The sequence below is a fragment of the Pseudomonas sp. GL-B-26 genome (assembly GCF_019947405.1).
In the GTDB taxonomy this organism is placed as follows: domain Bacteria; phylum Pseudomonadota; class Gammaproteobacteria; order Pseudomonadales; family Pseudomonadaceae; genus Aquipseudomonas.
In genome coordinates this window covers 33,856-57,960 of record NZ_JAGYGJ010000042.1, presented here as the reverse complement: position 1 = coordinate 57,960, position 24,105 = coordinate 33,856, and the positions used below count along the sequence as shown (strand labels likewise).

At 59.5% G+C, this 24,105-nt stretch carries 18 protein-coding genes; 7 read left to right on the top strand and 11 right to left on the bottom strand.

All coding sequences use genetic code 11. The annotated features are described in order from the left end of the window. Window positions 1-39 precede the first annotated feature (39 nt). The 5 genes from lon (at window position 40) to cmoB (ending at window position 5,520) form a co-directional block, all read left to right on the top strand. Window positions 40-2,457 carry an endopeptidase La gene (lon, locus tag KGB23_RS23295; RefSeq protein ID WP_223432753.1) on the top strand — a complete coding sequence of 806 codons (2,418 nt, stop codon included), beginning with the start codon at window positions 40-42 and terminating at the stop codon, window positions 2,455-2,457. A gap of 117 nt (window positions 2,458-2,574) precedes the next feature. Next, the gene (locus KGB23_RS23290) at window positions 2,575-2,967 is read left to right on the top strand and encodes a protease inhibitor I42 family protein (protein ID WP_223432752.1); all 393 of its coding nucleotides are present in this window, start codon (window positions 2,575-2,577) and stop codon (window positions 2,965-2,967) included. Window positions 2,968-2,969: 2 nt separating this feature from the next. Then, complete coding sequence (locus tag KGB23_RS23285; RefSeq protein WP_223432751.1) at window positions 2,970-3,605, top strand: lysoplasmalogenase; 636 nt, start codon at window positions 2,970-2,972, stop codon at window positions 3,603-3,605. Between the two features lie 182 nt (window positions 3,606-3,787). After that, window positions 3,788-4,567: a carboxy-S-adenosyl-L-methionine synthase CmoA gene (gene cmoA, locus KGB23_RS23280; RefSeq protein WP_223432750.1), complete on the top strand. Its 780-nt coding sequence runs from the start codon at window positions 3,788-3,790 to the stop codon at window positions 4,565-4,567. Then, window positions 4,564-5,520, top strand: coding sequence for a tRNA 5-methoxyuridine(34)/uridine 5-oxyacetic acid(34) synthase CmoB (gene cmoB / locus KGB23_RS23275; protein WP_223432749.1), 957 nt, complete (start codon window positions 4,564-4,566; stop codon window positions 5,518-5,520). The genes cmoA and cmoB overlap by 4 nt, the downstream gene beginning before the upstream one ends. Before the next feature lie 133 nt (window positions 5,521-5,653). On the opposite strand, the gene tadA is transcribed toward cmoB, so the two are convergent. From tadA to treP, 7 genes are all read right to left on the bottom strand, one after another. After that, on the bottom strand, window positions 5,654-6,151 hold the full coding sequence (gene tadA / locus KGB23_RS23270) for a tRNA adenosine(34) deaminase TadA (protein ID WP_223432748.1): 498 nt from the start codon (window positions 6,149-6,151) through the stop codon (window positions 5,654-5,656). After that, window positions 6,151-7,527 (bottom strand): multicopper oxidase family protein, encoded by a 1,377-nt coding sequence (locus KGB23_RS23265; protein WP_150658658.1) that lies wholly within the window; start codon window positions 7,525-7,527, stop codon window positions 6,151-6,153. Before KGB23_RS23265 ends, tadA begins: the two co-directional genes overlap by 1 nt. 250 nt (window positions 7,528-7,777) lie before the next feature. Beyond that, window positions 7,778-8,068: a PTS transporter subunit EIIB gene (locus KGB23_RS23260; protein WP_223432747.1), complete on the bottom strand. Its 291-nt coding sequence runs from the start codon at window positions 8,066-8,068 to the stop codon at window positions 7,778-7,780. 2 nt (window positions 8,069-8,070) lie between these two features. After that, window positions 8,071-10,599 carry a phosphoenolpyruvate--protein phosphotransferase gene (ptsP, locus tag KGB23_RS23255; protein ID WP_223432746.1) on the bottom strand — a complete coding sequence of 843 codons (2,529 nt, stop codon included), beginning with the start codon at window positions 10,597-10,599 and terminating at the stop codon, window positions 8,071-8,073. 62 nt (window positions 10,600-10,661) lie between these two features. After that, complete coding sequence (locus KGB23_RS23250) at window positions 10,662-11,885, bottom strand: maltoporin (RefSeq protein WP_223432745.1); 1,224 nt, start codon at window positions 11,883-11,885, stop codon at window positions 10,662-10,664. Between the two features lie 95 nt (window positions 11,886-11,980). After that, a complete protein-coding gene (gene treC, locus KGB23_RS23245) occupies window positions 11,981-13,630 on the bottom strand; it encodes an alpha,alpha-phosphotrehalase (protein ID WP_223432744.1) in 1,650 nt (549 codons plus the stop codon). A 119-nt stretch (window positions 13,631-13,749) separates the two neighbouring features. Next, the gene (treP, locus tag KGB23_RS23240; protein ID WP_223432743.1) at window positions 13,750-15,192 is read right to left on the bottom strand and encodes a PTS system trehalose-specific EIIBC component; all 1,443 of its coding nucleotides are present in this window, start codon (window positions 15,190-15,192) and stop codon (window positions 13,750-13,752) included. 237 nt (window positions 15,193-15,429) lie between these two features. Here treP and treR point away from each other — a divergent pair, with 237 nt between their 5' ends. Beyond that, window positions 15,430-16,134, top strand: a complete 705-nt coding sequence (gene treR, locus KGB23_RS23235; RefSeq protein WP_223432742.1) for a trehalose operon repressor — start codon at window positions 15,430-15,432, stop codon at window positions 16,132-16,134. A 134-nt stretch (window positions 16,135-16,268) separates the two neighbouring features. Continuing rightward, entirely contained in the window at window positions 16,269-19,310 is a 3,042-nt protein-coding gene (locus KGB23_RS23225) for a membrane-targeted effector domain-containing toxin (protein ID WP_411741507.1), read from the top strand. 79 nt (window positions 19,311-19,389) lie between these two features. On the opposite strand, the gene guaA is transcribed toward KGB23_RS23225, so the two are convergent. The 4 genes from guaA to KGB23_RS23205 form a co-directional block, all read right to left on the bottom strand. After that, on the bottom strand, window positions 19,390-20,967 hold the full coding sequence (guaA, locus tag KGB23_RS23220; protein WP_046046047.1) for a glutamine-hydrolyzing GMP synthase: 1,578 nt from the start codon (window positions 20,965-20,967) through the stop codon (window positions 19,390-19,392). A 93-nt stretch (window positions 20,968-21,060) separates the two neighbouring features. Next, window positions 21,061-22,530, bottom strand: a complete 1,470-nt coding sequence (guaB, locus tag KGB23_RS23215) for an IMP dehydrogenase (RefSeq protein ID WP_123368331.1) — start codon at window positions 22,528-22,530, stop codon at window positions 21,061-21,063. Window positions 22,531-22,647: 117 nt separating this feature from the next. Further along, entirely contained in the window at window positions 22,648-23,196 is a 549-nt protein-coding gene (locus KGB23_RS23210; RefSeq protein ID WP_223432739.1) for a sugar ABC transporter ATPase, read from the bottom strand. Window positions 23,197-23,256: 60 nt separating this feature from the next. Further along, entirely contained in the window at window positions 23,257-24,024 is a 768-nt protein-coding gene (locus tag KGB23_RS23205; protein WP_223432738.1) for a sulfite exporter TauE/SafE family protein, read from the bottom strand. Window positions 24,025-24,105: the final 81 nt, after the last annotated feature.

The window sequence follows — 24,105 nt, the reverse complement described above, 5'->3', positions numbered from 1 at the left end:
GCCCCATCTAACACCCATACCCCATTGCGCAGGTGCCCCATGAGCGACCAGCAAGAATTCCCCGAAGACCCGAGCGAATACGCCGACCCAGAGAACGCCGAACACCACTCCACCGGCAAAGGCCTCGCCCTGCCAGGCCAGAACCTGCCGGACAAGGTCTACATCATCCCGATCCACAACCGCCCGTTCTTCCCGGCCCAAGTGCTGCCGGTCATCGTCAACGAAGAACCGTGGGCTGAAACGCTGGACCTTGTGAGCAAATCCGATCACCACTCCCTGGCCCTGTTCTACATGGACACGCCCCAGGAAGACCCGCGCCATTTCGACACCTCGGCCCTGCCGCTCTACGGCACGCTGGTCAAGGTGCATCACGCCAGTCGCGAAAACGGCAAACTGCAATTCGTCGCCCAAGGCCTGACTCGCGTGCGCATTCGCACCTGGCTCAAACACCATCGCCCGCCATATCTTGTCGAAGTCGAATACCCGCATCAGCCCACCGAGCCGACCGACGAGGTCAAGGCTTACGGCATGGCGCTGATCAACGCGATCAAGGAACTGCTGCCGCTCAACCCGCTGTACAGCGAAGAGCTGAAGAACTACCTCAACCGCTTCAGCCCCAACGACCCGTCGCCGCTGACCGACTTCGCCGCCGCCCTCACGTCGGCCACCGGCAGCGAGCTGCAAGAGGTGCTCGACTGCGTGCCCATGCTCAAACGCATGGAAAAAGTCCTGCCGATGCTGCGCAAGGAAGTCGAAGTCGCACGCCTGCAAAAAGAGATTTCCGCCGAAGTTAACCGCAAGATCGGCGAGCATCAGCGCGAGTTCTTCCTCAAGGAACAACTCAAGGTTATCCAGCAAGAGCTGGGGCTGACCAAGGACGACCGCAGCGCCGACATCGAACAGTTCGAACAGCGCCTGGAAGGCAAGGTTCTGCCGCCCCAGGCGCAAAAACGCGTCGAAGAGGAAATGAACAAACTGTCGATCCTCGAGACCGGTTCGCCGGAGTATGCGGTCACCCGCAACTACCTCGACTGGGCGACCTCGGTGCCGTGGGGCGTGTACGGCGAGGACAAACTTGACCTCAAGCACGCACGCAAGGTGTTGGACAAACACCATGCCGGCCTCGACGACATCAAGGACCGCATCCTCGAGTTCCTCGCGGTCGGTGCCTACAAAGGCGAGATCAGCGGCTCCATCGTGCTGCTGGTGGGTCCGCCGGGCGTGGGCAAGACCAGCGTCGGCAAATCCATCGCCGAATCCCTCGGTCGGCCGTTCTACCGCTTCAGCCTCGGCGGCATGCGCGACGAAGCCGAGATCAAGGGCCACCGCCGCACCTACATCGGCGCGCAGCCGGGCAAACTCGTCCATGCGTTGAAAGATGTCGAAGTGATGAACCCGGTGATCATGCTCGACGAGATCGACAAGATGGGCCAGAGCTACCAGGGCGACCCGGCCTCGGCGCTGCTGGAAACTCTGGACCCGGAACAAAACGTCGAATTCCTCGACCACTACCTGGACCTGCGTCTGGACCTGTCGAAAGTGCTGTTCGTGTGCACCGCCAACACCCTGGACTCGATCCCCGGCCCGTTGCTGGACCGCATGGAAGTGATTCGCCTGTCGGGTTACATCACCGAAGAAAAAATCGCCATCGCCAAGCGCCACCTGTGGCCCAAGCAACTGGAAAAGGCCGGCGTGTCCAAGGGCAGCCTGAGTATCAGCGACAGCGCCCTCAAAGCGTTGATCGACGGATACGCCCGTGAAGCGGGGGTTCGGCAGTTGGAAAAACAACTGGGCAAACTGGTGCGCAAAGCCGTTGTGAAACTGATCGACGAGCCGAAAGCGGTGATCAAGCTCGGCCCGAAAGACCTCGAAGCCTCACTCGGTCATCCGGTCTTCCGTAACGAGCAAGTGCTGTCCGGTACCGGCGTCATCACCGGGCTGGCCTGGACCAGCATGGGCGGCGCGACGTTGCCGATCGAAGCCACGCGCATTCACACCTTGAACCGCGGCTTCAAACTCACCGGGCAACTGGGCGATGTAATGAAGGAGTCGGCGGAAATCGCCTACAGCTACGTCAGCTCCAACTTGAAGTCGTTTGGCGGTGATCCGAAGTTCTTCGACGAAGCTTTCGTTCACCTGCACGTCCCGGAAGGCGCGACCCCCAAAGACGGCCCAAGCGCCGGCGTAACCATGGCCAGCGCCCTGCTCTCGCTCGCCCGAAACCAGGCACCAAAAAAAGGCATCGCCATGACCGGCGAACTGACGCTGACCGGGCATGTACTGCCGATTGGCGGGGTACGCGAGAAGGTGATTGCAGCGCGGCGGCAGAAGATTTTCGAATTGATCCTGCCGGAGCCTAATCGCGGTAGCTTTGAAGAATTGCCGGATTATCTGAAGGAAGGGCTTACCGTGCACTTTGCCAAGCGGTTTGCGGATGTGGCAAAAATTCTGTTCTAACTCCCGTAACTGATCGTTCCCACGCAGAGCGTGGGAACGATCTCTCCTCCTCGTCACAATTTGTCTCATCTTCAGTTATGCTCGCCGTTCGTCGTGAATGCCGGAGCCACTGACCTTATGTCCCCCATCCGCCTGTTTGTCCCCCTCGCCCTCGCCTTGCTGGCCGCCTGCGCCACGCAACCGAAACAGAACGTGACCGTGGAAAAACAAAGCGAATGCCCAGTGCAACTGCACAATGGGCAAAACCTGATCCTGACCCTGCCAAGCAACCCGACCACAGGTTACCGCTGGGCGATCCAGGATTCGGCCGGTGGCGTATTGCGCGCACTCAGCCCCGAGGTCTACAGCAACCCGCAAGACGCGGGGATCGTCGGCAGCGCCGGCCTCTCGACCTGGCGCTTCCAGTCTTTCGCCGCGGGCACTGGCCGTTTGCGCCTGACCTACTCACAGCCATGGGCACCAGAAGTACCGGCAGTGGAAACCTTCGACTGCGCGATCTCGGTTAACTGATCGTGGGCTGGCTGATTCTGGCGCTGATGGGCGCGGTGACGTTCCTCTACGGCGTCAGTGTGCATGCGGCGTTGCTCTGTCTGCTGGTCAAACCGCTGCCAGTATTGGCGCTGCTCGGTTGGTTGCACGACGCACCGCCCAGCGAATATCGACGCTGGATCAGCCTTGGATTGATTTTCTCTCTGGTCGGCGATGTGCTGCTGGCATGGCCCGGGGATTTGTTTGTGTTCGGTCTCGGGGCGTTTTTGGTCGCCCACTTGGCGTATCTGAAAGCCTATTTGAGCGATTGCCGGCGGGTGGCGTTGTTACCGCTGATCATCGCTTTGGGCGTCGGCGCGGTGTTGTTGGGGATCTTGATTTCCAATGGGCTGGGTCCGCTGCTGATCCCGGTGATCGTCTACGGTCTGGCGATCAGCGCAATGCTCTGGCGCGCACTGGCCCGACTCGGCACCGACTTGCCCAAACGCTCGGCGCTGCTGGCGGCGGCAGGTGCGGTGGCGTTTGTGTTTTCGGACAGCGTGATTGGCATCAACCGGTTTGTCGCGCCGTTTCATGCGGCGCCTTACGTCATCATCCTCAGCTACTGGCTGGGACAATGGGGAATTGCGGCCTCGGCGTTCGGCCCGAAACCGCGCTGAATCCTTCGCGAGCAAGCCCGCTCCCACATTTGATTAGTGTTAAACGCACTTCTTGTGTCCGACGCAGAACTACTGTGGGAGCGGGCTTGCTCGCGAAAGCGGTCTCACTGAACACGCAAACCTCGGATCCTGCCCGGCGGTTTATCAGACAACCCGCGCATCCCCCCGTCAATTTGGCTAAAATGCCGGCCTTTTCCACCTACGCCGCCGGAACCGCCGTGAGCAAAGAACCCGATCGCCTTTTCGCCCAGCCTCTGGCCCAGGTGCCTGACTTCGCCTTTAACGAGGACGTGGTGCGGGTGTTCCCGGACATGATCAAGCGCTCGGTGCCGGGTTATCCGACCATCGTTGAAAACCTTGGCGTGCTCGCTGCGCAATTTGCCCAGCCCAACAGCGTGCTCTACGACCTCGGCTCGTCCTTGGGCGCCGTGACCCAGGCGCTGCGCCGCCATGTGCGCACCGACGGCTGCCGCGTCATCGCTGTGGATAACTCGGCGGCGATGGTTGAACGCTGCCGCGAGTACCTCAATGGTCAGGACTCGATGTTCCAGGAGCTGCTGCCGGTCGAAGTGATCGAAGGCGACATCCTGGCCCTCGAATTCCAGCCAGCCTCGGTGGTGGCGCTGAACTTCACCCTGCAATTCATCGCCCCGGAACAGCGCACAGCGTTGCTCTCGCGCATCCACCAATCGCTGTTGCCCGGTGGCGCGCTGATTCTGTCGGAGAAGCTGCGCTTCAACGACCTTGAGGAACATGCGCTGCTCACCGACCTGCACGTCGCGTTCAAACGCGCCAACGGCTACAGCGAACTCGAGATCGCCCAGAAGCGCAGCGCCATCGAAAACGTCATGAAGCCCGACAGCCTCGAAGAACACCGCGAGCGCCTGCTGGCCGCCGGGTTCTCGAAAGTCGTGCCGTGGTTCCAGTGTCTTAACTTTGCCTCGTTGATTGCCTTGCCATGATTGATCTGTCCCCCCTCGCCCGCCGGTTGGCCGGCACACCACTGGCCGACTGGGCCAACACGCTGCAAGCGCAACTCGACAAAAAAATGGAAAAAGGTCATGGCGATCTGGAGCGCTGGCAGAGTGCGCTGGACGCCTTGCCGAAGATTCAGCCGAGCGAAGTCGATCTGCTTAATGGTCTGACGCTGGACACCGATTGCGATGACAAAACTCGTGCGCAGATGCGCACTGCGCTGATGGGCTTGTCACCATGGCGCAAAGGACCGTTCGATCTGTTTGGTGTGCATGTCGACACCGAATGGCGTTCGGACTGGAAGTGGTCGCGTGTTGCACCGCATCTGGATCTGAAGGGCAAACGCATCCTCGATGTCGGTTGCGGCAATGGTTATTACATGTGGCGCATGCTCGGTGCCGGGGCCGATAGCGTGATTGGTGTCGATCCGAACTGGCTGTTTTTCTGCCAGTTCCAGGCGGTGCAGCGTTACCTGTCCGAACCCAATGCCTGGCACCTGCCGTTCCCCTTCGAAGACTTGCCGCCGAACATGGAAGGCTTCGACACGGTGTTTTCCATGGGGGTGTTCTATCACCGTCGCTCGCCGATCGAGCATTTGCTGGCGCTGAAGGATTGCCTGGTCAAGGGTGGCGAATTGGTGCTGGAGACGCTGGTGATTGAAGGCGATCAACAACAGGTATTGGTGCCGGAAGACCGTTACGCGCAGATGCGTAACGTGTGGTTCCTGCCGTCGGTGCCGGCGCTGGAGCTGTGGCTGCGCCGGGCCGGATTCACGGATGTTCGCTGTGTGGACGTGAGCGTGACGACGGTCGAGGAACAGCGCGGGACAGAGTGGATGAAGTATCAGTCGCTGAGCGATTTCCTTGACCCGGAAGATCACAGCAAGACGGTTGAAGGGCTGCCGGCGCCGATGCGTGCCGTGATCGTCGCCCGCAAGTAAAACACCGATCTCCCTCCCTATGGAGATCAAATGTGGGAGCGGGCTTGCTCGCGAATACGGACTAACATTCAACAGAGATGTTGACTGATCCACCGCTTTCGCGAGCAAGCCCGCTCCCACATTGGGTTGGTGTTTAGTCAGAAGGTTTGGCTCTGCGGGCTTTGAAGAATTCGCTGAGAACAGCCCCGCACTCCTCAGCCAACACTCCGCCTTCATACAGCACCCGGTGATTCAAAAATCCCTGGGTAAAAAACTGCCCCTGACTCTGCACAATCCCGGCCTTCGGCTCCAGCGCCCCATACACCACCCGCGCAATCCGCGAATGCACGATCAGCCCGGCGCACATGCTGCACGGCTCAAGCGTCACGTACAGCGTGCTGCCGGGCAGACGATAGTTGCTGGCTGCCAACGCGGCCGCGCGGATCGCGACCATCTCGGCGTGAGCGCTCGGGTCATTACCGCTGATCGGGCAGTTAAAACCCCGACCGATGATTTCACCGTCCTGAACCAGCACCGCGCCCACCGGCACTTCACCCAGGGCCGCGCCTTGGGCGGCCAGGGCCAGGGCTTCGCGCATGAAGTCACGATCACGGCTGCGGTCGATGATTGCGGTGGGACGTATCTGACGCATTACGCCACCTCGATGGCGGCCATCAGGCCGGTTTCCATGTGGTCGATCACATGGCAGTGGAACATCCAGATCCCCGGGTTATCCGCCACCAGCGCCACTTGCGCGCGCTCGTTTTTGCCCAGCAAGTAGGTGTCGGTGAAGTACGGGATGACCTTGTGCCGGTTCGACGCAATCACCTTGAAGCTCATGCCGTGCAGGTGAATCGGGTGTTGATACTGAGTCATGTTTTTCAATTCGAAAATGTAGCTCTTGCCCTTCTCGAGCTTGGCAATCGGGCGGTCGGCGCAGGTTTTGTCGGTGATGTCCCAGGCCTTGCCGTTGATCTGCCACAGGCTCGGCGGCTTGCCATTGTCGACGTTCACCGACACTGAGCCTACCCATTCGAAATTGAAGTTGAGTTTCTCCGCGTTGGCCAGGTCCGGCTCGGCCACCGGGTTGGCGGGCAGCGCGGGAGGCCATTCGGTCGGCGCATCAGTGTTTGCCACCGAGCGGAAGGTGCCCAGTCGTACCGGGCCGTTGCGCAGGGACAGCTCTTCACCGGCCGGCGGGGCCTTGATCGCCAGGCAAATGCGCATGCCCGGGCCGAGCCAGTATTCCTTGCCCAACGGGCGCGGTTCGATGGGGTTGCCGTCCAGCGCGTAGATCTGCGCTTCGACACCTGGAATATTGAGGCGGTAAGTCAGGGTGTTATCCAGGTTGAGCAGGCGCACCCGGGTGATCTGCCCGGCGGGCAATTCGATCACCGCTTGTGAGACACCGTTGATCGTCGACAGCCGTCCCGCCGTGCCACCACGGGCCGCTTCGCGAGGAATGCTGAACGCGACAAAAGCGCCCTCTTCATCGACGTGCCAGCTCTTGAGGCTCAAGGTTTTCTCGTACTTGAAGCCGGTAGGCTCGCGCTCTTCGATGATCAACGGGCCGACCAGCCCGCGGCCGAGTTCTTCGCTGCTGTTCACATGCGGGTGATACCAGTAGCTGCCGGCGTCGGGCACGCGGAATTTGTAGTCGAAGTATTCGCCCGGCAGCACTGGAAGCTGCGAGACGTAGGGCACGCCGTCCATTTCCAGCGGCAGACGAATGCCGTGCCAGTGAATGGTAGTGGCAACCGGCAGGTGGTTGATGAAACGTACCCGCAGCCATTCGCCCTGACGCACGCGTAACTCGGTGCCCGGCGCCGACGGACCGAACGCCCAGGCTTCGGTCTTGTGCCCGGCCACCAGTTCGACGTCCAGCGGTGCGGCGATCAACTCATAGTCGTGGCCCGCGTCGGCGTCGGCCATTTTGCCCAACCAGTACCGCGACGCCCCCCCCGCTCCGACACCAACGACAACAAGACCGGCCAGGCCACCGAGGATTTGGCGACGGGTAAAGGACATGAACTCAACTACCTCACGTATCAGCGACAGGCCCGTGGGCCTGTAAAAGGCGAATACGATACACCTGCGGTTGAGAAACAGTAAGGGCGACCAAGGGCCGCACATCACCCTGTGGCGAGGGAGCTTGCTCCCGCTCGGCTGCGCAGCAGTCGTAAATTGGCTGATGCATTTTGTCTGTTAAACCTCGGTCGCCGGTTTTGAGACGGCTTCGCCGTCCAGCGGGAGCAAGCTCCCTCGCCACAGGGATCGGTTATGGCTTGAGGCCAGTGATGAGATGCACCACCCCATCATCCAGCATCATGACTCCCGGTACACCGGCCATATTCAAAGCCTGCCGATCCATCCGCCCCACATCCCGCAACGCCACCCGAACCCGGGTCAGCGCCACCCGCTGCTGCGACTTGAGGTTATCCATTCCGCCCAGTGCGGCGACGATTTCCGGGGCCAGGCCAGAAACAGGCTGAGCAACCACTTTCGGTTCATCCACCACCAGATCCGGCGTTAACGCTTTCCAGAACGCCCGCTGCATTTTCTCGAACATGCTCAGTTCTCCAGTACCAGTGAAGTATCGACCGTCGCCTCGTGATACAGCCGCAACGCCTCGCGCACTTGCTCGGCGCTTTCCAGGCCCAGCACTTGCTGGGCGATGGCCTGGCAGTCCAGCAGATCCACTTCGCGAACCGCCGCTTTGATCGCCGGAATCAGCGGTACGCTCACCGACAGTTCATCCACCCCTAGTCCCAGCAGCAGCGGCACCGCCAGTTTTTCCGAAGCCATGGCGCCGCACACTCCGACCCATTTGCCATGGGCATGAGCGGCTTTCACCGTGTTGGCAATCAAACGCAGCACCGACGGATGAAAGCTGTCGGCCTGACTGGCCAGGCGCGGATGATCGCGGTCCATGGCCAGGGTGTACTGGGTCAGGTCGTTGGTGCCGATCGAGAAGAAATCCACTTCAGGCGCAAACAGATCGGCCATCAGTGCCGCTGCCGGCACTTCGATCATGATCCCCAGTTTCGGCAGCTCAGTGAGACCCAATGCCAGCGCCTCTTCCTCAAGCAGCTGCCGGGCCCGTCGCAACTCCGACAGTTGCGTGACCATGGGCAACATGATGTGCAGACGGGCCAACCCGGCGCTGCTCAGGATCGCTTTGAACTGATCGCGCAACAGCTGCGGGCGCTCCAGGCACAAACGAATTCCGCGCATGCCGAGGAACGGGTTGGTTTCGCTGTCCATTGGCACGTAGGCCAACGGTTTGTCGCCGCCGACATCCAGAGTACGCACCACCAGATTGCGCGCCGGCCCCAGGGCGCGGGCGATGGCGCTGTAGGTGGATGCCTGTTCGTCATGGCTCGGCGCATGATTGCGGTCCAGATAAAGAAACTCCGAACGCAACAGTCCGACGCCCTCGCCTCCCAGTGCCATGGCCTGCTCCGCTTCAGCCAGCGAGGCGATGTTGGCCGTCACTTCAAAGTGGTGACCATCGCGAGTACAAGCCGCCAACGCAGCGTGCGCCAGCTCATGTTGATGGCGCTTCTGCTGGCGCTGACGATTGGCCTGCAGCTGCTCGATGGCCGCCAGGTCCGGGTCCAGATGCAGCTCGCCCTTGTCGGCGTCGAGCAACACTTGAGTGCCGTTGGCCAGCGCCAGCACCTGAACGGGCAACCCGCAGATCGCCGGCAAACCGGACGCCCGAGCGAGGATCGCGACGTGGCTGGTAGCGCCGCCACCGACCGTGGCGAAACCCAGTACCTTGCGAGTATCGAGCCCGGCGGTCTGTGACGGCGTCAGTTGTTCGGCGATCAGGATCGCCCCTTCAGGCAGCTCCATCGCCTGATCCTGTACGCCGAGGATCAGCTTGAGCACTCGCTGGCCCACATCAGCCAGGTCCGCCGCCCGCTCCGCCAGCAAGGCATTGCCCAGGCTTTTGAACAAGGTTGCCGTCGACTCGGTGGCCGCGCGCCAGGCGAACCCGGCACTTTTGCCTTCGATGATCAGCGCCTCGGTCTGATCCAGCAGACTCGGGTCTTCAAGCAGTTCCTGGTGCGCCTTGAAAATCTCTGCCTGGGCGTCACCGGTGGCGTTGTCGCGCAACTGCTGCAAGGCCAGCGCCGCTGCGACCAAAGCACGGGAGAGATGCTCTCGCTCAAGCTGCGGACCGACGCCGAACTCGTTCACTTCAAATGTTTGCTCGGCAATCTGCACAACCTGGCCAAACGCCGAACCCGCCGAGGCACAGACTCCGCGCAAAACGTTCAGCGATGAAGCTTCAACCGTCTCGACTTCTGCCATCACGGCTACCGTCTCGCCACACCCGGCGGTCAGCAATTCGGCCAGCGTCTTGATCGCCGCTTCAGCATCCGGGCCGGCCGCACTGACTTGCACAACGTCACCGTGCCCCGTCTGCAACGCCATGATCGCCACCAACGATTTGGCGTTCGCACTCGCCTGCTGTTTATGCAGGTAAATGCTCGCCGAAAAACCTTTCGCCGCCTGAGCGAACACCGCTGCCGGACGGGCGTGCAAACCGTTCGGGTTGGCGAGTGTCACCGGTTTGGAAAACAGTGCTTCGCCCTCTTCCGGCACTGGCTCATCCGTTGCCTGCTCGATGGGCTTCAAACTCAGTAGCGGTTGGCCACTGTCTACCAAACCCGTTTCCGGTGTCAGCCAAGTGAAGGGCTCACCACTGACCACCAGCATCAAGGTCAACAAACTGCGGGCGTTCAAGGCAATGTAATCGGCATCGAACTCGATCAGCGACTGCCCCACCGCCACCCGCTGACCTTCCTCAACCAATCGGGTGAAGCCCTTTCCTGCCAGGTTCACTGTATCGAGGCCGATGTGCATCAACACCTGCACGCCATTGTCGTCGGTGATGCTGACGGCATGCCCACTGACCTGCACATTGCTGATCACCCCGGCCAGCGGTGCGCACAAGGTTTGCGAAGTCGGGTCGATGCACAGACCGTCGCCAATCACGCGACTGGAAAACACCTGATCGGGCACCTGGTCCAGCGGCATCAGCACGCCGGACAAAGGTGCCAGCAGTTGCAATTGTTGGGGTGTGGCCATGACGTCACCTGCTGTTTTGTTCTTTGAAGTGCTGATGGAGCGCGAGGCTCCGACAGCATCGCTTATTTCCACCAATACTCGACCTGCAATCCGACGTTCGAACCGTGCCGCGCCGTGCCGAAGGCGCCGGTGTCGGACAATGCCGACCCCTGCGCCAGTTCATTGGCCGCCCGTTTGGCCGCCTCGTTCCAGCTCGCATAGGTGTAATACAAACGCACCTCGGGGCGAGCCCAGAATTCCGGTCCTTTGGGCGACCAGGTCGGAGCGAAGGTGAACTTGCTCAGCTTGCGCGTGCCGCCCGTGGTTTCGACCTGATCGTGACCCAATTCGGTCACCAGTTTGAACTGCTCGGTGAGCGCATAAGTCGGGCGAACACCCAGGGAAATCCAGTTCTGGTCAGCGCCGTCCGGGCGAATATCCTTCTGGTAGACCGCTTCGATCTGCCCGCCAAATCGCGGCGTCACTTGCCAGTCGAAGAACTCCACCACACGATAACTTTTGTTGCTGTCGTCCAGCTTCACGTTACCGGTATAGCCCAACCCGGTGCCGGGGCCTTCGCCGTACTGAAAGGCCAGTTTATTCTTGCCGCCCAGAAAGCCCTTCTGCACATGCTGGGTGGTGATCGCCCAGCCACGGTGAGCGTCGCGGCTGTCGGGCTTGTCGATGTAACTCAGGCCGAACTCCAGTTCACCGCCAGGGTTGGTGTTGAATCCAGCGACGTTGAAATCGTGACGGTTGATGTAGTCCTTCTGGTACAGGTTGTCCTTGCGCGAGAAGGCGTAGCTGTATTTCAGATCGCCGATCAGCACGTCCTCAATACCGCCGCCGGTGGCGCTCTGGTTCCAGTAGTAGTAGTCGGAAATGTGAATATCGTTCCGTTTGTAGTAACGCCGACCGGCCCACAACGAACCGCCGTTGAGGCTAGGCATGTTCGACCATTGCGCATACATCTGCGGCATGCGCACTGAGCCGTTGTCACCGTTGAAGGTCAGGTCCTTGTTGTACTGGTTGTACAACGAAGCCATGCCGTCGACGCTCAGCACCGAGCCGTCATCCAGGGTGTAAAGATCCTGGCGCAATTCCAGCTCCGCGTACTGCTCACATTCGTTGCCCAAGCGGTATTTGGTCTGCGCACCCTGCAGTTGGAAACACTGCTGTTTACCGCTGTTGACCGAGGTCCCGACGCCGCTACGCAAGTAACCGGCGAACTCCAGCGCCTGGGCCGAAAGAGGCAAAGCCAGGCACACGCCCGCCACTACAAGGCTACGATTTATTGTTGTTTTCAAGAACCACCCCATTATTTTTATTGTGTGCAGCGGCAAAATCGGCGCGCAAAACTCTCCCGCGCAGCGTTCTGCGTGTTGTTTTAAAACAGTGTTTTTTAGTGGTTGGTCAGGTGCAGAACGAACGACTCAAAGGGCCGTAAAAACACCTGCCGATTGCGCGGCGGACAGTCCGGGTAGTTGCTGATCACCAACCGCTGCATCATCGCTTCGCTGATCACTTCATCTGGCAGTTCGACTTCGCATGGCGTGCCGTAGAAGTTGTTCAGCACCAGCAAACGCTCGCCCCTGCCTTCACGCACATACGCCCAGATTTGCGGGTGCTCAGGCAGCAACTGCCGGTACACACCGTCAGACATCAGCGCTTCACTGCGGCGCAGAGCGATCAGTTGGCGGTAGTGATGCAGCACCGAATCCGGGTCATCGAGTTGGGCGGCGACGTTGATCTGCGCAGCGTTGGCCGGCACCCCGATCCACGGCTCGACAGCGCTGAAACCGGCATTAGGCTCGGCATTCCAGTGCATCGGCGTACGGCCGTTGTCCCGGGACTTCTGCATGATCGCCGCCATGTTATCGGCGTCGCTAGCACCCGCCTCGCGCTTGAGCCGGAAGATGTTCAGCGTCTCGACATCGCGGTACTGATCGATGTGATCGAAGCCCGGATTGGTCATGCCCAGTTCCTCGCCCTGGTACACGAACGGCGTGCCCTGGAGGAAATGCAGCGCCGTGCCGAGCATCTTCGCCGAGATCTCTCGATATTCGCCGTCATGACCAAAACGCGAGACCACCCGTGGCTGGTCATGGTTACACCAGAACAGCGCGTTCCAGCCACCGCCGGCCTGCATGCCGGTTTGCCAATCGGAGAGGATGCGCTTGAGTTCGAGGAAATCGAAATCGGCGCGAATCCATTTCTGCAGGTTGGGGTAATCGACCTTCAGGTGATGGAAGTTGAAGGTCATCGACAGTTCTTTCGAGTCTGGCCGCGAGTAGCGGATGCAGTGTTCCAGGCTGGTGGACGACATCTCGCCGACGTTGATCAGATCGTGGCCTTCGAAGACTTCGCGGTGCATTTGCTGCAAGTATTCGTGGACGTTCGGGCCATCGGTGTAGAAACGGCGACCGTCAGTGTTGTCCTCAGGGAAGTCCGCCGGTTTGGAGATCAGGTTGATCACGTCCAGACGGAACCCGCCTACACCCTTGTCGCGCCAGAAACGCATCATCTTGAAGACTTCGGCGCGCACCTTGGGGTTGTCCCAGTTCAGGTCGGCCTGAGTGTGGTCGAACAAGTGCAGGTAGTACTGACCGGTCTGAGCTTCGTACTCCCAGGCCGAGCCGCCAAACTTGGATTCCCAGTTGTTCGGCTGGTCGCGCCAGATGTAGAAATCCCGGTAAGGGTTATCAAGGCTGCTGCGGGCCTGCTGGAACCAGGTGTGCTCGATGGAGGTGTGGTTGACCACGATATCGAGCATCAGCTTGATCCCGCGCTTGCCGGCCTCGGCGATCAGCAACTCGCAATCGGCCATGGTCCCGTAGCTCGGGTCGATGGCGTAGTAATCACTGATGTCGTAGCCGTTGTCGCGCTGGGGCGAGCGCAGGAACGGCGTGATCCACAGGCAATCGACACCCAGCCAGTGCAGGTAATCGAGCTTGGCCACAACGCCAAGCAAATCACCCGTGGGGTTGCCGGCGTGGCTGTGAAAACTCTTCGGGTAGATCTGGTAGATCACCGAACGTTGCCAGTCTTGCATGGCGGGATTCCTTCAGTAAGTTTTGTATCGGCCTTTAGGGCCTCTTCGCGAGCAAGCCCGCTCCCACATTTGGAATGCGGTCAACCTGTGGGAGCGGGCTTGCTCGCGAATGCGATCTGTCAGGCAACCCGATACCCAGGCCGAACAATCTTCATGCTCAACCCGCAGGTCAGAACAAACGGCACGACCATGGCAATGACCATCCCGATCACGAACATCGGAATGAACTGCGGAATGATCGAGATAAAACCGGGCAAGCCACCGACGCCGATTGCCGAGGCCTGGACTTTGTTCAGCGACAGGAAAATGCAACCCATGGCCGAACCGATCAGGGCTGCATAAAACGGAAATTTGTAGCGCAGGTTGACCCCGAACATGGCCGGTTCGGTGATGCCGAAGTACGCGGAAATCGCCGAGGTCGAGGCCATGCTTTTGTCCCGCACGTTACGGGTCATGTAGAACACCGCCAGTGCCGCGCTGCCCTGGGCCAGGTTGGACATGACGATCATCGGCCAGATAAAGGTGCCGCCCTGGGTGGAGATCAGCTGCAAGTCGACCGCGAGGAACATGTGGTGCATGCCGGTAATCACCAGCGGCGCGTAGAGCAGACCGAAAATCGCCCCGCCGACCATTGGCGCCAGGTCAAACAGCATGACCACGCCTTCGGTGATAAGAATTCCCAGATGCCGGGTCACCGGGCCGATCACCGCCAGCGCCAGCACGCCGGTCACAACGATGGTGGTGATCGGCACGACCAGCAATTGAATCGCGTTCGGCACCCGCGCCCGCAGCCATTTTTCGATGACGCTCATCACGTAGGCCGCCAGCAGGATCGGCAAGATCTGTCCCTGATAGCCAACCTTCTCGATCTGGAACAACCCCAGGATGTCGAAGTACGGCAGGCTCTGCCCGTCCAGCCCGGCCACCGCTTTGCCATAGTTCCAGGCATTGAGCAGATCGGGGTGCACCAGCATCAGGCCAAGCACGATGCCGAGGATTTCGCTGCCGCCAAACCGCTTGGCCGCCGACCAGCCCACCAGCGCCGGGAGGAACACAAACGAGGTATTGGCCATGAGGTTGATCAGGCTCCAGAGCCCGTCAAGTTTCGGATAGGCGTCCAGCAGGGTCTTGCCCTCGATGAACATGCCCTTGGCGCCGATCAGGTTGTTGATGCCCATCAGCAGGCCGGCAATGATCAACGCCGGGAGGATGGGCATGAAGACGTCGGAAAACACCCGCACCAGACGCTGCATCGCGTTGATCTTGTCGGCGCTTTTCTGCTTAACGTCGGCGATGGTCGAGGCCGCGAGACCGGTTTGACGACGCAGTTCGGCGTAGACCTTTTCCACTTCACCGGGACCAATCACCACCTGGAACAGGCCGCCGGTGAAGAACGAGCCTTTGACCAGATCGATCTGGTTCAGCGTGGCGCTGTTGACCAGGCTTGGGTCCTTGAGGGCCAGGCGCAGGCGGGTGACGCAGTGCGCGGCCTGCTCGAGGTTGTCGCTGCCACCGAGGCTTTGCAGCAGCTCGCTGGCGATATTCGGATAGTCGTGGCTCATGCTTTTTCTTCCGCTGTAGTTTTTTGTTTTTGGCAGCACGCCGAAGCGAAAAGTACTCGTCTGTACGAGTTAAAGCAACAACTCGTACAGACGAGTTTGAATTTGTTTATCCTGAACCCGACCGGCGGCGACATTTCCCACCTCAAAAGTCAAAGAAACCTAACGCCGCATGGACAAACCCCTACCCTGCCCTTAAGGTTCGAAACCTTGAGCACATCGCGGCACAGAGCCATCCCCATGAGTAAATACAACCAGATCTACAGCGATCTGCTTGCCAGCATCACGACCGAACGTCTGGAACGCGGCGCCCGGTTGCCTTCCGAAACCGAACTGATGGACAGCTACCAGGCCAGTCGCGGCACCGTGCGCAAGGCTATCGAGCAACTGCAGGAGCGCGGTTTCGCCCAGAAAGTCCACGGCAAAGGCACGTTCGTGCTGTCGACCAACCCGATCGAATTTCAGCTGGGCGGCATCGTCAGCTTTCAGGAAACGTATCCGCGCCTGGGTAACGACGTCAGTACCGAGGTGGTCGAGTTCACTCAAATCCCCCTCGAAGGCCTGCTGCTGGAGCACATCAAGGCTGAAGAAGGCAGCCTGATCACACGGATCAAGCGAGTGCGGCGGATCGACGGCAAACGCGTGATCCTCGACATCAACCATTTCGTCAGCGACGTGATTCCCGGCCTGTCCCGAGACATCGCCGAGCACTCGATCTACGCCTTCATCGAGCAGACCTTGCAACTGCAAATCGCCTACGCCCAGCGCACCATCGAAGCGGTGCCCCGGAGCAAGGACGACCAGCAACACCTGGACCTCGACGGCCAGAGCCATGTGATCGTGGTCAGCAACCAGACGTTTTTGCAGGACGGCCGCCAGTTCGAGTACACCGAGTCGCGGCACACCCTGGACAAGTTTTACTTTTCGGACGTGGCGCGGCGCTGAGCCTGACTCAGACCTTCGTCATGCCCTACTTCTTCTATCTGCAACAGACCACCACCAGATACCCAGAAGCTTACAGATGGAACCGATGCCCCTTGAGATAGTGAGCGCCCCGACCACCTCTCAAGGAAAACATCATGGACGATGCTCAAGAAATCACCCTGCCCGACGCTACCGATGCGCAGGCCCTCCAGGCCCTGATCCCTGATCTGGTAACCGATTGCCCCGACCTGTACTCCATGGCGTACCAGGTCGCCAAAGACATTCTCATCCAGCACAACATCACGGATATCGAACCCGACAAGGTCTACTGGCATCGGTTTAATGCCGCTCAAAGCAACTCGAAGACCTTTACCGGCTGGCAGCATGTGTTTGAAACACCCAGGGAGTCGATGACCTTCCCGCAACTGGTCATGCAGCGTTTCAGTGTCCACGACCAGGACAACGGGGACCTGCTGGACGTTGACAGTGGTTTCTACCGTGCCGACGGCAATGCCGGAAACTACGATGAAACCAACGAGATTCGCCTGCATGCCAGGGATGTGTTGAAAACCTTCTGGGATATCAATTTCGCTGACCGTTGCAAAACGGCCATCGCGACGTTCTGGGAAAAGCACAGCGACAACTTCCGTGCGCTGATCAAGTGCACGTTCATTGCCAAAGCCATTGAAGACTACGAGAAGGGATACCTGACCCGCGAACACTTCACCCTGGTGCTCAGGGCGGCCACCGCAAATGTGAGCAGGCCACTCACCCGGCAAATGCTGCTGGACGAGGCGCCAGCAGGCAGCGGTTTTTCAATCCGAAAGTTTTGCATTGATCAGTACGTGTCGACGGACATTTTCAGTATCACCGACGACAGTGACCTGAACATTCTCTACATTCCGGGTGAGCCCAGAGGTTTTCACTGCTTCACCAGCGTCGGGCAATTGCACGAATGGCTGGCCAATGAAGTCAAGGATGCCGAAGGCCGTGAGCGCATGCTCATGCACTTCAAGCAGCAAGAGCGCGACATTACTCAGGACAAACCCACTTCACTGGGGCACAAGCTCGCCAACTTCACCGGAATTGGCCTGATCATTCATGCGTTTGAGGAGACGGAAACCGAAAATATCGGCCTCACCCATGCCTATGACGTATTGCCCGGTGAATATGCAGTCGCGGACCATCATTTGCTCCACTACCGAGGCGAGAAAATTACCGGTGATGCGTTCACCCATCTGAACCGGTCCACTCATGAGCGCATGCTCAGCGACGCCAATTACCTGCTGCACTCCAACGGCGAGATCAGGAAAAAGCTGTGGATCGGCTATCTCAATGCCTTCAACCACACCTTCGGGCCGATGGCCGCCCTTGCATGGCCGGCAGCGTTTGTCGTCATCGGCGCTGGCATCGCCAATGTCGGGCTTCACATCGACCAGGCCATCAACGGCCACACCCCGGCGGAACGCAAGGCCGCAGTGACTGGCGCCATCCTTGGCAGCGTGGATGTGCTGTTCAACTTGCCTTTCCTGAGGGGGGCGGCAGAACTTGCAGAGGCCTCCGATTTCGCAGAAATCACGGAGACAGAAGCTGAACTGCCCCCACCACCCACCCCGTCTTTCGAGACCGTCATGGCCACGCCTGCCGACGCCGACATTCTCGCCCCTTTTGAAACCAATGAGGTCCTCGACGGCGACTTCCCGGTCAGTGACGAAGGCAAACTCCAGGGCATTTACCAACCCCGGACTGGAGGTAACTACATCGCAGTCGGTGACAGTTTCTACCTGGTGCGCTACAGCAACGAACTGAAAACCTGGGCAATCATTGACCCGGTCAATCCTTACTCCTTTTACCGCAACATACCGGTACGCCTGAATGAAATGGGTGAATGGGTGCCCCTCACGCGTCCCGGCCTGGTGGGCGGGGGCAAGTTTGCCGATCTGTTTGCCAGGGCCGAGCCGCCACTCCCGGACTTCGATGCCCCGGCGACTGCATACGATGTTCCGCAGGACCTCAAGCCAGCCCTCAAACAGGCGGCCAAGGGTATGGCCTCGAAGGGGGATTTGAAGGACGGCTTTGTCAATCCCAACAATCCGGACAATGAGCTGGAAGCCTTCAAAAGACTGCGCCGAACGCTGCACGACGACGCCGCGACCTTTTACTCGCAACCGCCGCTGCGACCCAGACCGACCATTCCATCGTTCATCGCGAATGCAAAGCTCCAGGACATCATCAAGACCCTTTTCAAGCGGTCACAGAGCCTGGTCATCGGTGAAAGCCACGACAGCGTGGGCAGCAAACAGTTTCTGATCGAGAATATGAGCGTGCTGCACAAACAAAAAGTCAAAACCTTATACATGGAGCATCTGCTGACCGATTTCCATCAGGCTGACCTGGATGTGTTCAATCGCACTGGAGTGATGTCCGAGGATCTGGAAAGCTACCTCAAGGACCTTGATGCAGGTTTTTCGACTGACCCCAGCGAACAATTCACCTTTGAGCAGGTGGTCAGGACGGCGCAAAAAAACCATATTCGTGTTCAGGCCATCGACTGCCTCGCCAGTTACCGCAGCACTGGCATCCAGGGGGCAAACATCAATTTTCGGCAAAAAATGATGAATTTCTTCGCCCGCCAAGTCATCGGCGCCGACCAGACGGCCAGAGGCGCGCATCGCTGGGTGGCGTTGGTCGGGAACAGCCACGCCAATACCTATGGCGGCGTGGCGGGAATCAGCGAGCTTGAAGGCAGCATCGGGCTGCGTATTGAAAGCGTAGGCCCGGACGAGCTCGGCGGTATCAAGGTCGACCCGGGGGTGGCCGACGAGCCGCGCCCCGGGCGAGCAGCCGGTTTTGCCAAAAATGACTTGTTGCTGCAAATCCCGACGCCGAAAAGCGTGATCCTGGCGCAAAGGCTGGAGGATGGGCTACCCAGTCCTGGCACGTACACCCTCAGCACCAGTACCGGCGAACCATTGCTGGTTCACCGCAGCAGAACCCTCACCAACAGAGTCATCACCAGTAACGGCATCATCACCCGTGGCAAACTCGTTCGAACGCCCATCAAGCATGATGCAGGTGGGTACTACGTCGAACGGGATGCCTGGCAGATCAACGGCCGACGCTTTCAAAACCCCGACGCCTTGAGTTCAGCGCTGCACAGAATGGGCATGACCCCCGTCCGACTACCCGGCGTCTAAAACGCAAAAAGGCCGTGTGAACAGTGTTCACACGGCCTTTTCAGTTACCTGCGATCAAGCCATCAAGGCTAGCGCGGGATCACTCCCACTCAATCGTCGCTGGCGGCTTGCTCGACACGTCGTAAGTGACGCGGGAGATGCCTTCGATTTCGTTGATGATCCGGCCGGAAACAGTTTCCAGCAGTTCGTAAGGCAGGTGTGCCCAACGCGCGGTCATGAAGTCGATGGTTTCAACGGCACGCAGGGCAACCACCCAGGCGTAACGACGGCCATCGCCGACAACGCCAACCGATTTCACCGGCTGGAACACCACGAATGCCTGGCTGACCTTGTGGTACCAGTCGGCCTTGCGCAGCTCTTCGATGAAGATGTGGTCGGCGCGACGCAGCAGGTCGGCGTATTCCTTCTTCACTTCACCGAGGATCCGCACGCCCAGGCCCGGGCCCGGGAACGGGTGACGGTAGACCATGTCGTACGGCAGGCCGAGTTCCAGGCCCAGACGACGGACTTCGTCCTTGAACAGCTCGCGCAGGGGTTCAACCAGCTTGAGGTTCATTTCTTCCGGCAGGCCACCCACGTTGTGGTGCGACTTGATTACGTGAGCCTTGCCGCTTTTGGCGCCAGCCGACTCGATCACGTCCGGGTAGATGGTGCCTTGGGCGAGGTACTTGATGTTGTCCAGTTTGTTGGACTGGGCATCGAAGACGTCGATGAAGGTACGGCCGATGATCTTGCGCTTCTTCTCTGGGTCGCTTTCGCCAGCCAGGTTGTTCAGGAACTGATCTTCAGCGTTGGCGCGGATCACCTTGACGCCCATGTTCTCGGCGAACATGGCCATCACTTGCTCGCCTTCATGCAGACGCAGCAGGCCGTTGTCGACGAAGACACAGGTCAGCTGGTCGCCAATGGCTTTGTGCAGCAGCGCGGCAACCACCGAGGAGTCCACACCGCCGGACAGGCCAAGCAGTACGTTGTCGGTGCCGACCTGGGCGCGAATGTTGGCGATGGCGTCTTCAGCAATCTTCGAAGGCGTCCACAAGGCTTCGCAGCCGCAGATGTCGAGGATAAAGCGCGAGAGGATGCGACCGCCCTGCTTGGTGTGGGTCACTTCCGGGTGGAACTGCACGCCGTAGTAGCCGCGGGCATCGTCGAACATGCCGGCGATCGGGCAGCTCGGGGTGCTGGCCAGGATGTGGAATTCCTGTGGCATCTTGGTGACTTTGTCACCGTGGCTCATCCACACGTCGAGGCCGAACAGGCCGTCGGCGTCGATGTGGTCTTCGATGCCGTCGAGCAGACGGCTCTTGCCTACCACGTCAACACGGGCGTAACCGAACTCACGCAGTTCGGAACCTTCGACCTTGCCACCCAGCTGTTCAGCCATGGTCTGCATGCCGTAGCAGATACCGAAGACCGGTACGCCCAGGTCCCAGACGGCTTGCGGTGCGCGCGGGCTGTCGGCGACGTGTACGGACTCGGGGCCGCCGGCGAGGATGATCCCTTTCGGCGCGAATTCGCGAATCGCTTCGTCGTCCATGTCGAACGGATGCAGTTCGCAGTACACGCCGATTTCACGCACGCGGCGGGCAATCAGCTGGGTGTACTGGGAACCGAAGTCGAGGATCAGGATGCGGTGAGCGTGAATGTCGAGGGCCATGTGGTCAGTCTCGTCTATGCAGTTCGGTGAAGAGAATCAGAAACAACTCGGGGCTGAAAACAGCCCCGGTTACTTAACTTATTGCTGGAAGGCTCAACCTACGCGGTAGTTTGGCGCTTCTTTGGTGATCTGTACGTCGTGAACGTGGGACTCGGCCATGCCAGCACCGGTGATCCGCACGAACTCAGGCTTGGTGCGCATTTCTTCGATATCGGCGCTGCCGGTGTAACCCATCGAGGAACGCAGGCCGCCCATCAGTTGATGGATGATGGCGCTCAGGGTGCCCTTGTAAGGAACACGCCCTTCGATACCTTCCGGAACCAGTTTCTCGGCGCCTGCCGAGGAGTCCTGGAAGTAACGGTCGGAGGAGCCTTGAGCCTGGGACATGGCGCCCAGCGAACCCATGCCACGGTAAGCCTTGTACGAACGACCCTGGAACAGTTCGATCTCGCCCGGCGCTTCTTCAGTACCGGCGAACATCGAGCCCATCATCACGCAGGAAGCACCGGCAACGATGGCCTTGGACAGGTCACCGGAGAAACGGATGCCGCCGTCGGCGATCAACGGAACGCCAGTGCCTTCAAGGGCAGCGGCGACGTTGGCGATGGCACTGATTTGCGGGACGCCGACACCGGCGACGATGCGGGTGGTGCAGATCGAGCCTGGGCCGATACCGACCTTGACTGCATCGGCGCCCGCTTCAGCCAGAGCCTTGGCGGCAGCGCCGGTGGCGATGTTGCCGCCGATAACCTGCACTTCAGGGAAATTCTGTTTGACCCAGCGAACGCGGTCGATCACACCTTTGGAGTGACCGTGAGCAGTGTCGACCACCACCACGTCAACGCCGGCATTGACCAGGGCAGCGACGCGATCACCGGTGTCTTTACCGGTACCGACTGCAGCACCAACGCGCAGACGACCTTGATCGTCCTTGCTGGCCAGCGGGTATGCCTTGGCTTTTTCGATGTCGTTGACGGTCATCATGCCTTTGAGGGCGAATTTGTCGTCGACGATCAGCACGCGTTCGATACGGTTTTTGTGCAACAACTCGCGGACGTCGTTTTTGTCGGCGCCTTCCTTGACCGTGACCAGACGCTCTTTAGGCGTCATCACTTCACGGACGGTGGCGTCCAGACGGTTTTCGAAACGTACGTCACGGGAAGTGACGATGCCGACCAGGTCGCCATCGTGCAGTACCGGAACGCCGGAGATGTTGTGCATGCGGGTCAGTTCGAACAGTTCACGAACCGTGGCGTCAGCCTCGATGGTGATCGGGTCCTTGACCACGCCGGCCTCATAACGCTTGACCTTGCGCACTTCGGCAGCTTGCTGCTCGATGGTCATGTTCTTGTGGATAATGCCGATGCCACCTTCCTGAGCCATGGCAATTGCCAGACGGGCTTCAGTAACGGTGTCCATGGCGGCAGAAACCAAAGGAATATTCAGCTCGATGCCACGGGTTAGGCGGGTCTTGAGACTGACTTCGTTAGGAAGCACCTCGGAATAACCAGGCACTAGGAGAATGTCGTCGAATGTCAGAGCTTCTTGGCTGATACGCAGCATCGCGGGGGCTCCCGAGCGGGAAAATGGAAGCGCGCCATTATAGTCAGACACCCCCTCAGGTTCAATGTAAAACTCTGTCTATTATTAGCATTACTGATATACGGGGATTGTCGTCGCCTACAGCTCGACTTTCACCCAACTGACAGGCTGATCGAGCCAATCGGCAAATTCGTCGATAAAGCTCTGCTTGAACCCGGCCTCGGCCCAGTTGTTGAAGATAAAGCCCAGGTTGGAAAAGCCGCATTCCTGCAGGAAAAGAAAGCCGTTGATGTCATCTTCATGCCCGCACTCCGGACAAGTGAAGTTATCGGTGCGCCCCGGCATCCAGTCTTCCAGGCTTTCGAACAGCGCTTCGCCGACTTCCTTGCGGCACTCGGAGCAACCCGCCTCTTCAAGGAAACCCTTGGCCGGCGTATAGATGCAGCGCTTGGTGATGATCTCCAGGCCATTGATCGGTTCGCCGAACGGCAGTGCTTCAGGATGCAGCACGACAGCGCGGGCACCGTCGGCGATGGCATGAGCCATGCGATTGCCAGTGCGGCCACAAGTGGTCAGTTCTTCTTTAATGATGTTCTTGCGCACCAGCCAACGCACGACCGCCCGGGCCCGGGGTTCGTGCACCGGCAGTGTGGAGATTTTCGGGACAATAATGCTTTGCGAATTCATGGTGCGGCCTGCTGCAACGCTTTAACGAAGCCCGGCAGCATAAGCACCCGGCTTCAGAGGTCAAGCACTCAAATATCGTCCGATCAAGGCGATTCCGCTGGCCAGCACCAACCAGGTCACCAGCCGCACAAACGCCTCGCGGGACAATCTCATGGTCAACCGCCGGCCGATCCACAGCCCCAATGCCATGGCCGGCAATAAACACAGCGCCAATACCAACAAGGGTAGCTCGGCATACACACCTGCGACGGCAAACAGGCTCAAACGCACCACCGTGCTGCAACTGATCAGCGCACTCTGGGTCGCCCGGGCTGCCTCTTTGGGCAGGCGACTGTTCAAATAGATCGCATATAAAAAGCCGCCACTGCCAAACAATGCCCCGAACATCCCGCCCACCGTGCCCATCGGCACAGCCCAAGCGCCGGACAATTGCGTCGGACGGGTTTTGACCCACAGGCTATAAATCGCATAAGCGCTGATAAACAGCCCCATCAACAGCAGCAACACATCGGATTTCAGATTCAGTAAAAAAATCACCCCCAACGTGCAGCCCACCGCCATGCACGGCAGCAGCCGCAGCAACTCGGGCTTCGCCACATCCCGTCGCGAAGGCAGCAGATTGCCGAACGCCGCGATGAAATCCAGCAGCACCAACAGCGGCACGATCTTCGACAGCGGCATGAACAGGATCAGAATCGGCCCCGCTACCAACGCAGTGCCGAAACCGGCAATACCAAACACGATGTAGGCCAGAGCGATTGCCAGCCCGATGATCAGCCAATCCGTTGGACCGAATGGCCATTGGTTCAACAGCTCAAGCACATTCATTCCATGTCTTCCTTGATTCCCGGAGCTGACTTTACCCCTTGTGGGAGCGGGCTTGCTCGCGAATACGGTTCAACATTCAAT

Excerpts from the sequence above, each read along its gene's own strand:
- guaB (WP_123368331.1), bottom strand. The coding sequence starts at position 22,530 with ATGCTGCGTATCAGCCAAGAAGCTCTGACATTCGACGACATTCTCCTA.
- cmoA (WP_223432750.1), top strand. The coding sequence starts at position 3,788 with ATGCCGGCCTTTTCCACCTACGCCGCCGGAACCGCCGTGAGCAAAGAA.
- treC (WP_223432744.1), bottom strand. The coding sequence starts at position 13,630 with ATGCAAGACTGGCAACGTTCGGTGATCTACCAGATCTACCCGAAGAGT.
- KGB23_RS23260 (WP_223432747.1), bottom strand. The coding sequence starts at position 8,068 with ATGTTCGAGAAAATGCAGCGGGCGTTCTGGAAAGCGTTAACGCCGGAT.
- KGB23_RS23265 (WP_150658658.1), bottom strand. The coding sequence starts at position 7,527 with ATGTCCTTTACCCGTCGCCAAATCCTCGGTGGCCTGGCCGGTCTTGTT.
- KGB23_RS23205 (WP_223432738.1), bottom strand. The coding sequence starts at position 24,024 with ATGAATGTGCTTGAGCTGTTGAACCAATGGCCATTCGGTCCAACGGAT.
- guaA (WP_046046047.1), bottom strand. The coding sequence starts at position 20,967 with ATGGCCCTCGACATTCACGCTCACCGCATCCTGATCCTCGACTTCGGT.
- tadA (WP_223432748.1), bottom strand. The coding sequence starts at position 6,151 with ATGCGTCAGATACGTCCCACCGCAATCATCGACCGCAGCCGTGATCGT.
- ptsP (WP_223432746.1), bottom strand. The coding sequence starts at position 10,599 with ATGGCCACACCCCAACAATTGCAACTGCTGGCACCTTTGTCCGGCGTG.
- treR (WP_223432742.1), top strand. The coding sequence starts at position 15,430 with ATGAGTAAATACAACCAGATCTACAGCGATCTGCTTGCCAGCATCACG.
- KGB23_RS23225 (WP_411741507.1), top strand. The coding sequence starts at position 16,269 with ATGGACGATGCTCAAGAAATCACCCTGCCCGACGCTACCGATGCGCAG.
- cmoB (WP_223432749.1), top strand. The coding sequence starts at position 4,564 with ATGATTGATCTGTCCCCCCTCGCCCGCCGGTTGGCCGGCACACCACTG.
- lon (WP_223432753.1), top strand. The coding sequence starts at position 40 with ATGAGCGACCAGCAAGAATTCCCCGAAGACCCGAGCGAATACGCCGAC.
- treP (WP_223432743.1), bottom strand. The coding sequence starts at position 15,192 with ATGAGCCACGACTATCCGAATATCGCCAGCGAGCTGCTGCAAAGCCTC.
- KGB23_RS23290 (WP_223432752.1), top strand. The coding sequence starts at position 2,575 with ATGTCCCCCATCCGCCTGTTTGTCCCCCTCGCCCTCGCCTTGCTGGCC.
- KGB23_RS23210 (WP_223432739.1), bottom strand. The coding sequence starts at position 23,196 with ATGAATTCGCAAAGCATTATTGTCCCGAAAATCTCCACACTGCCGGTG.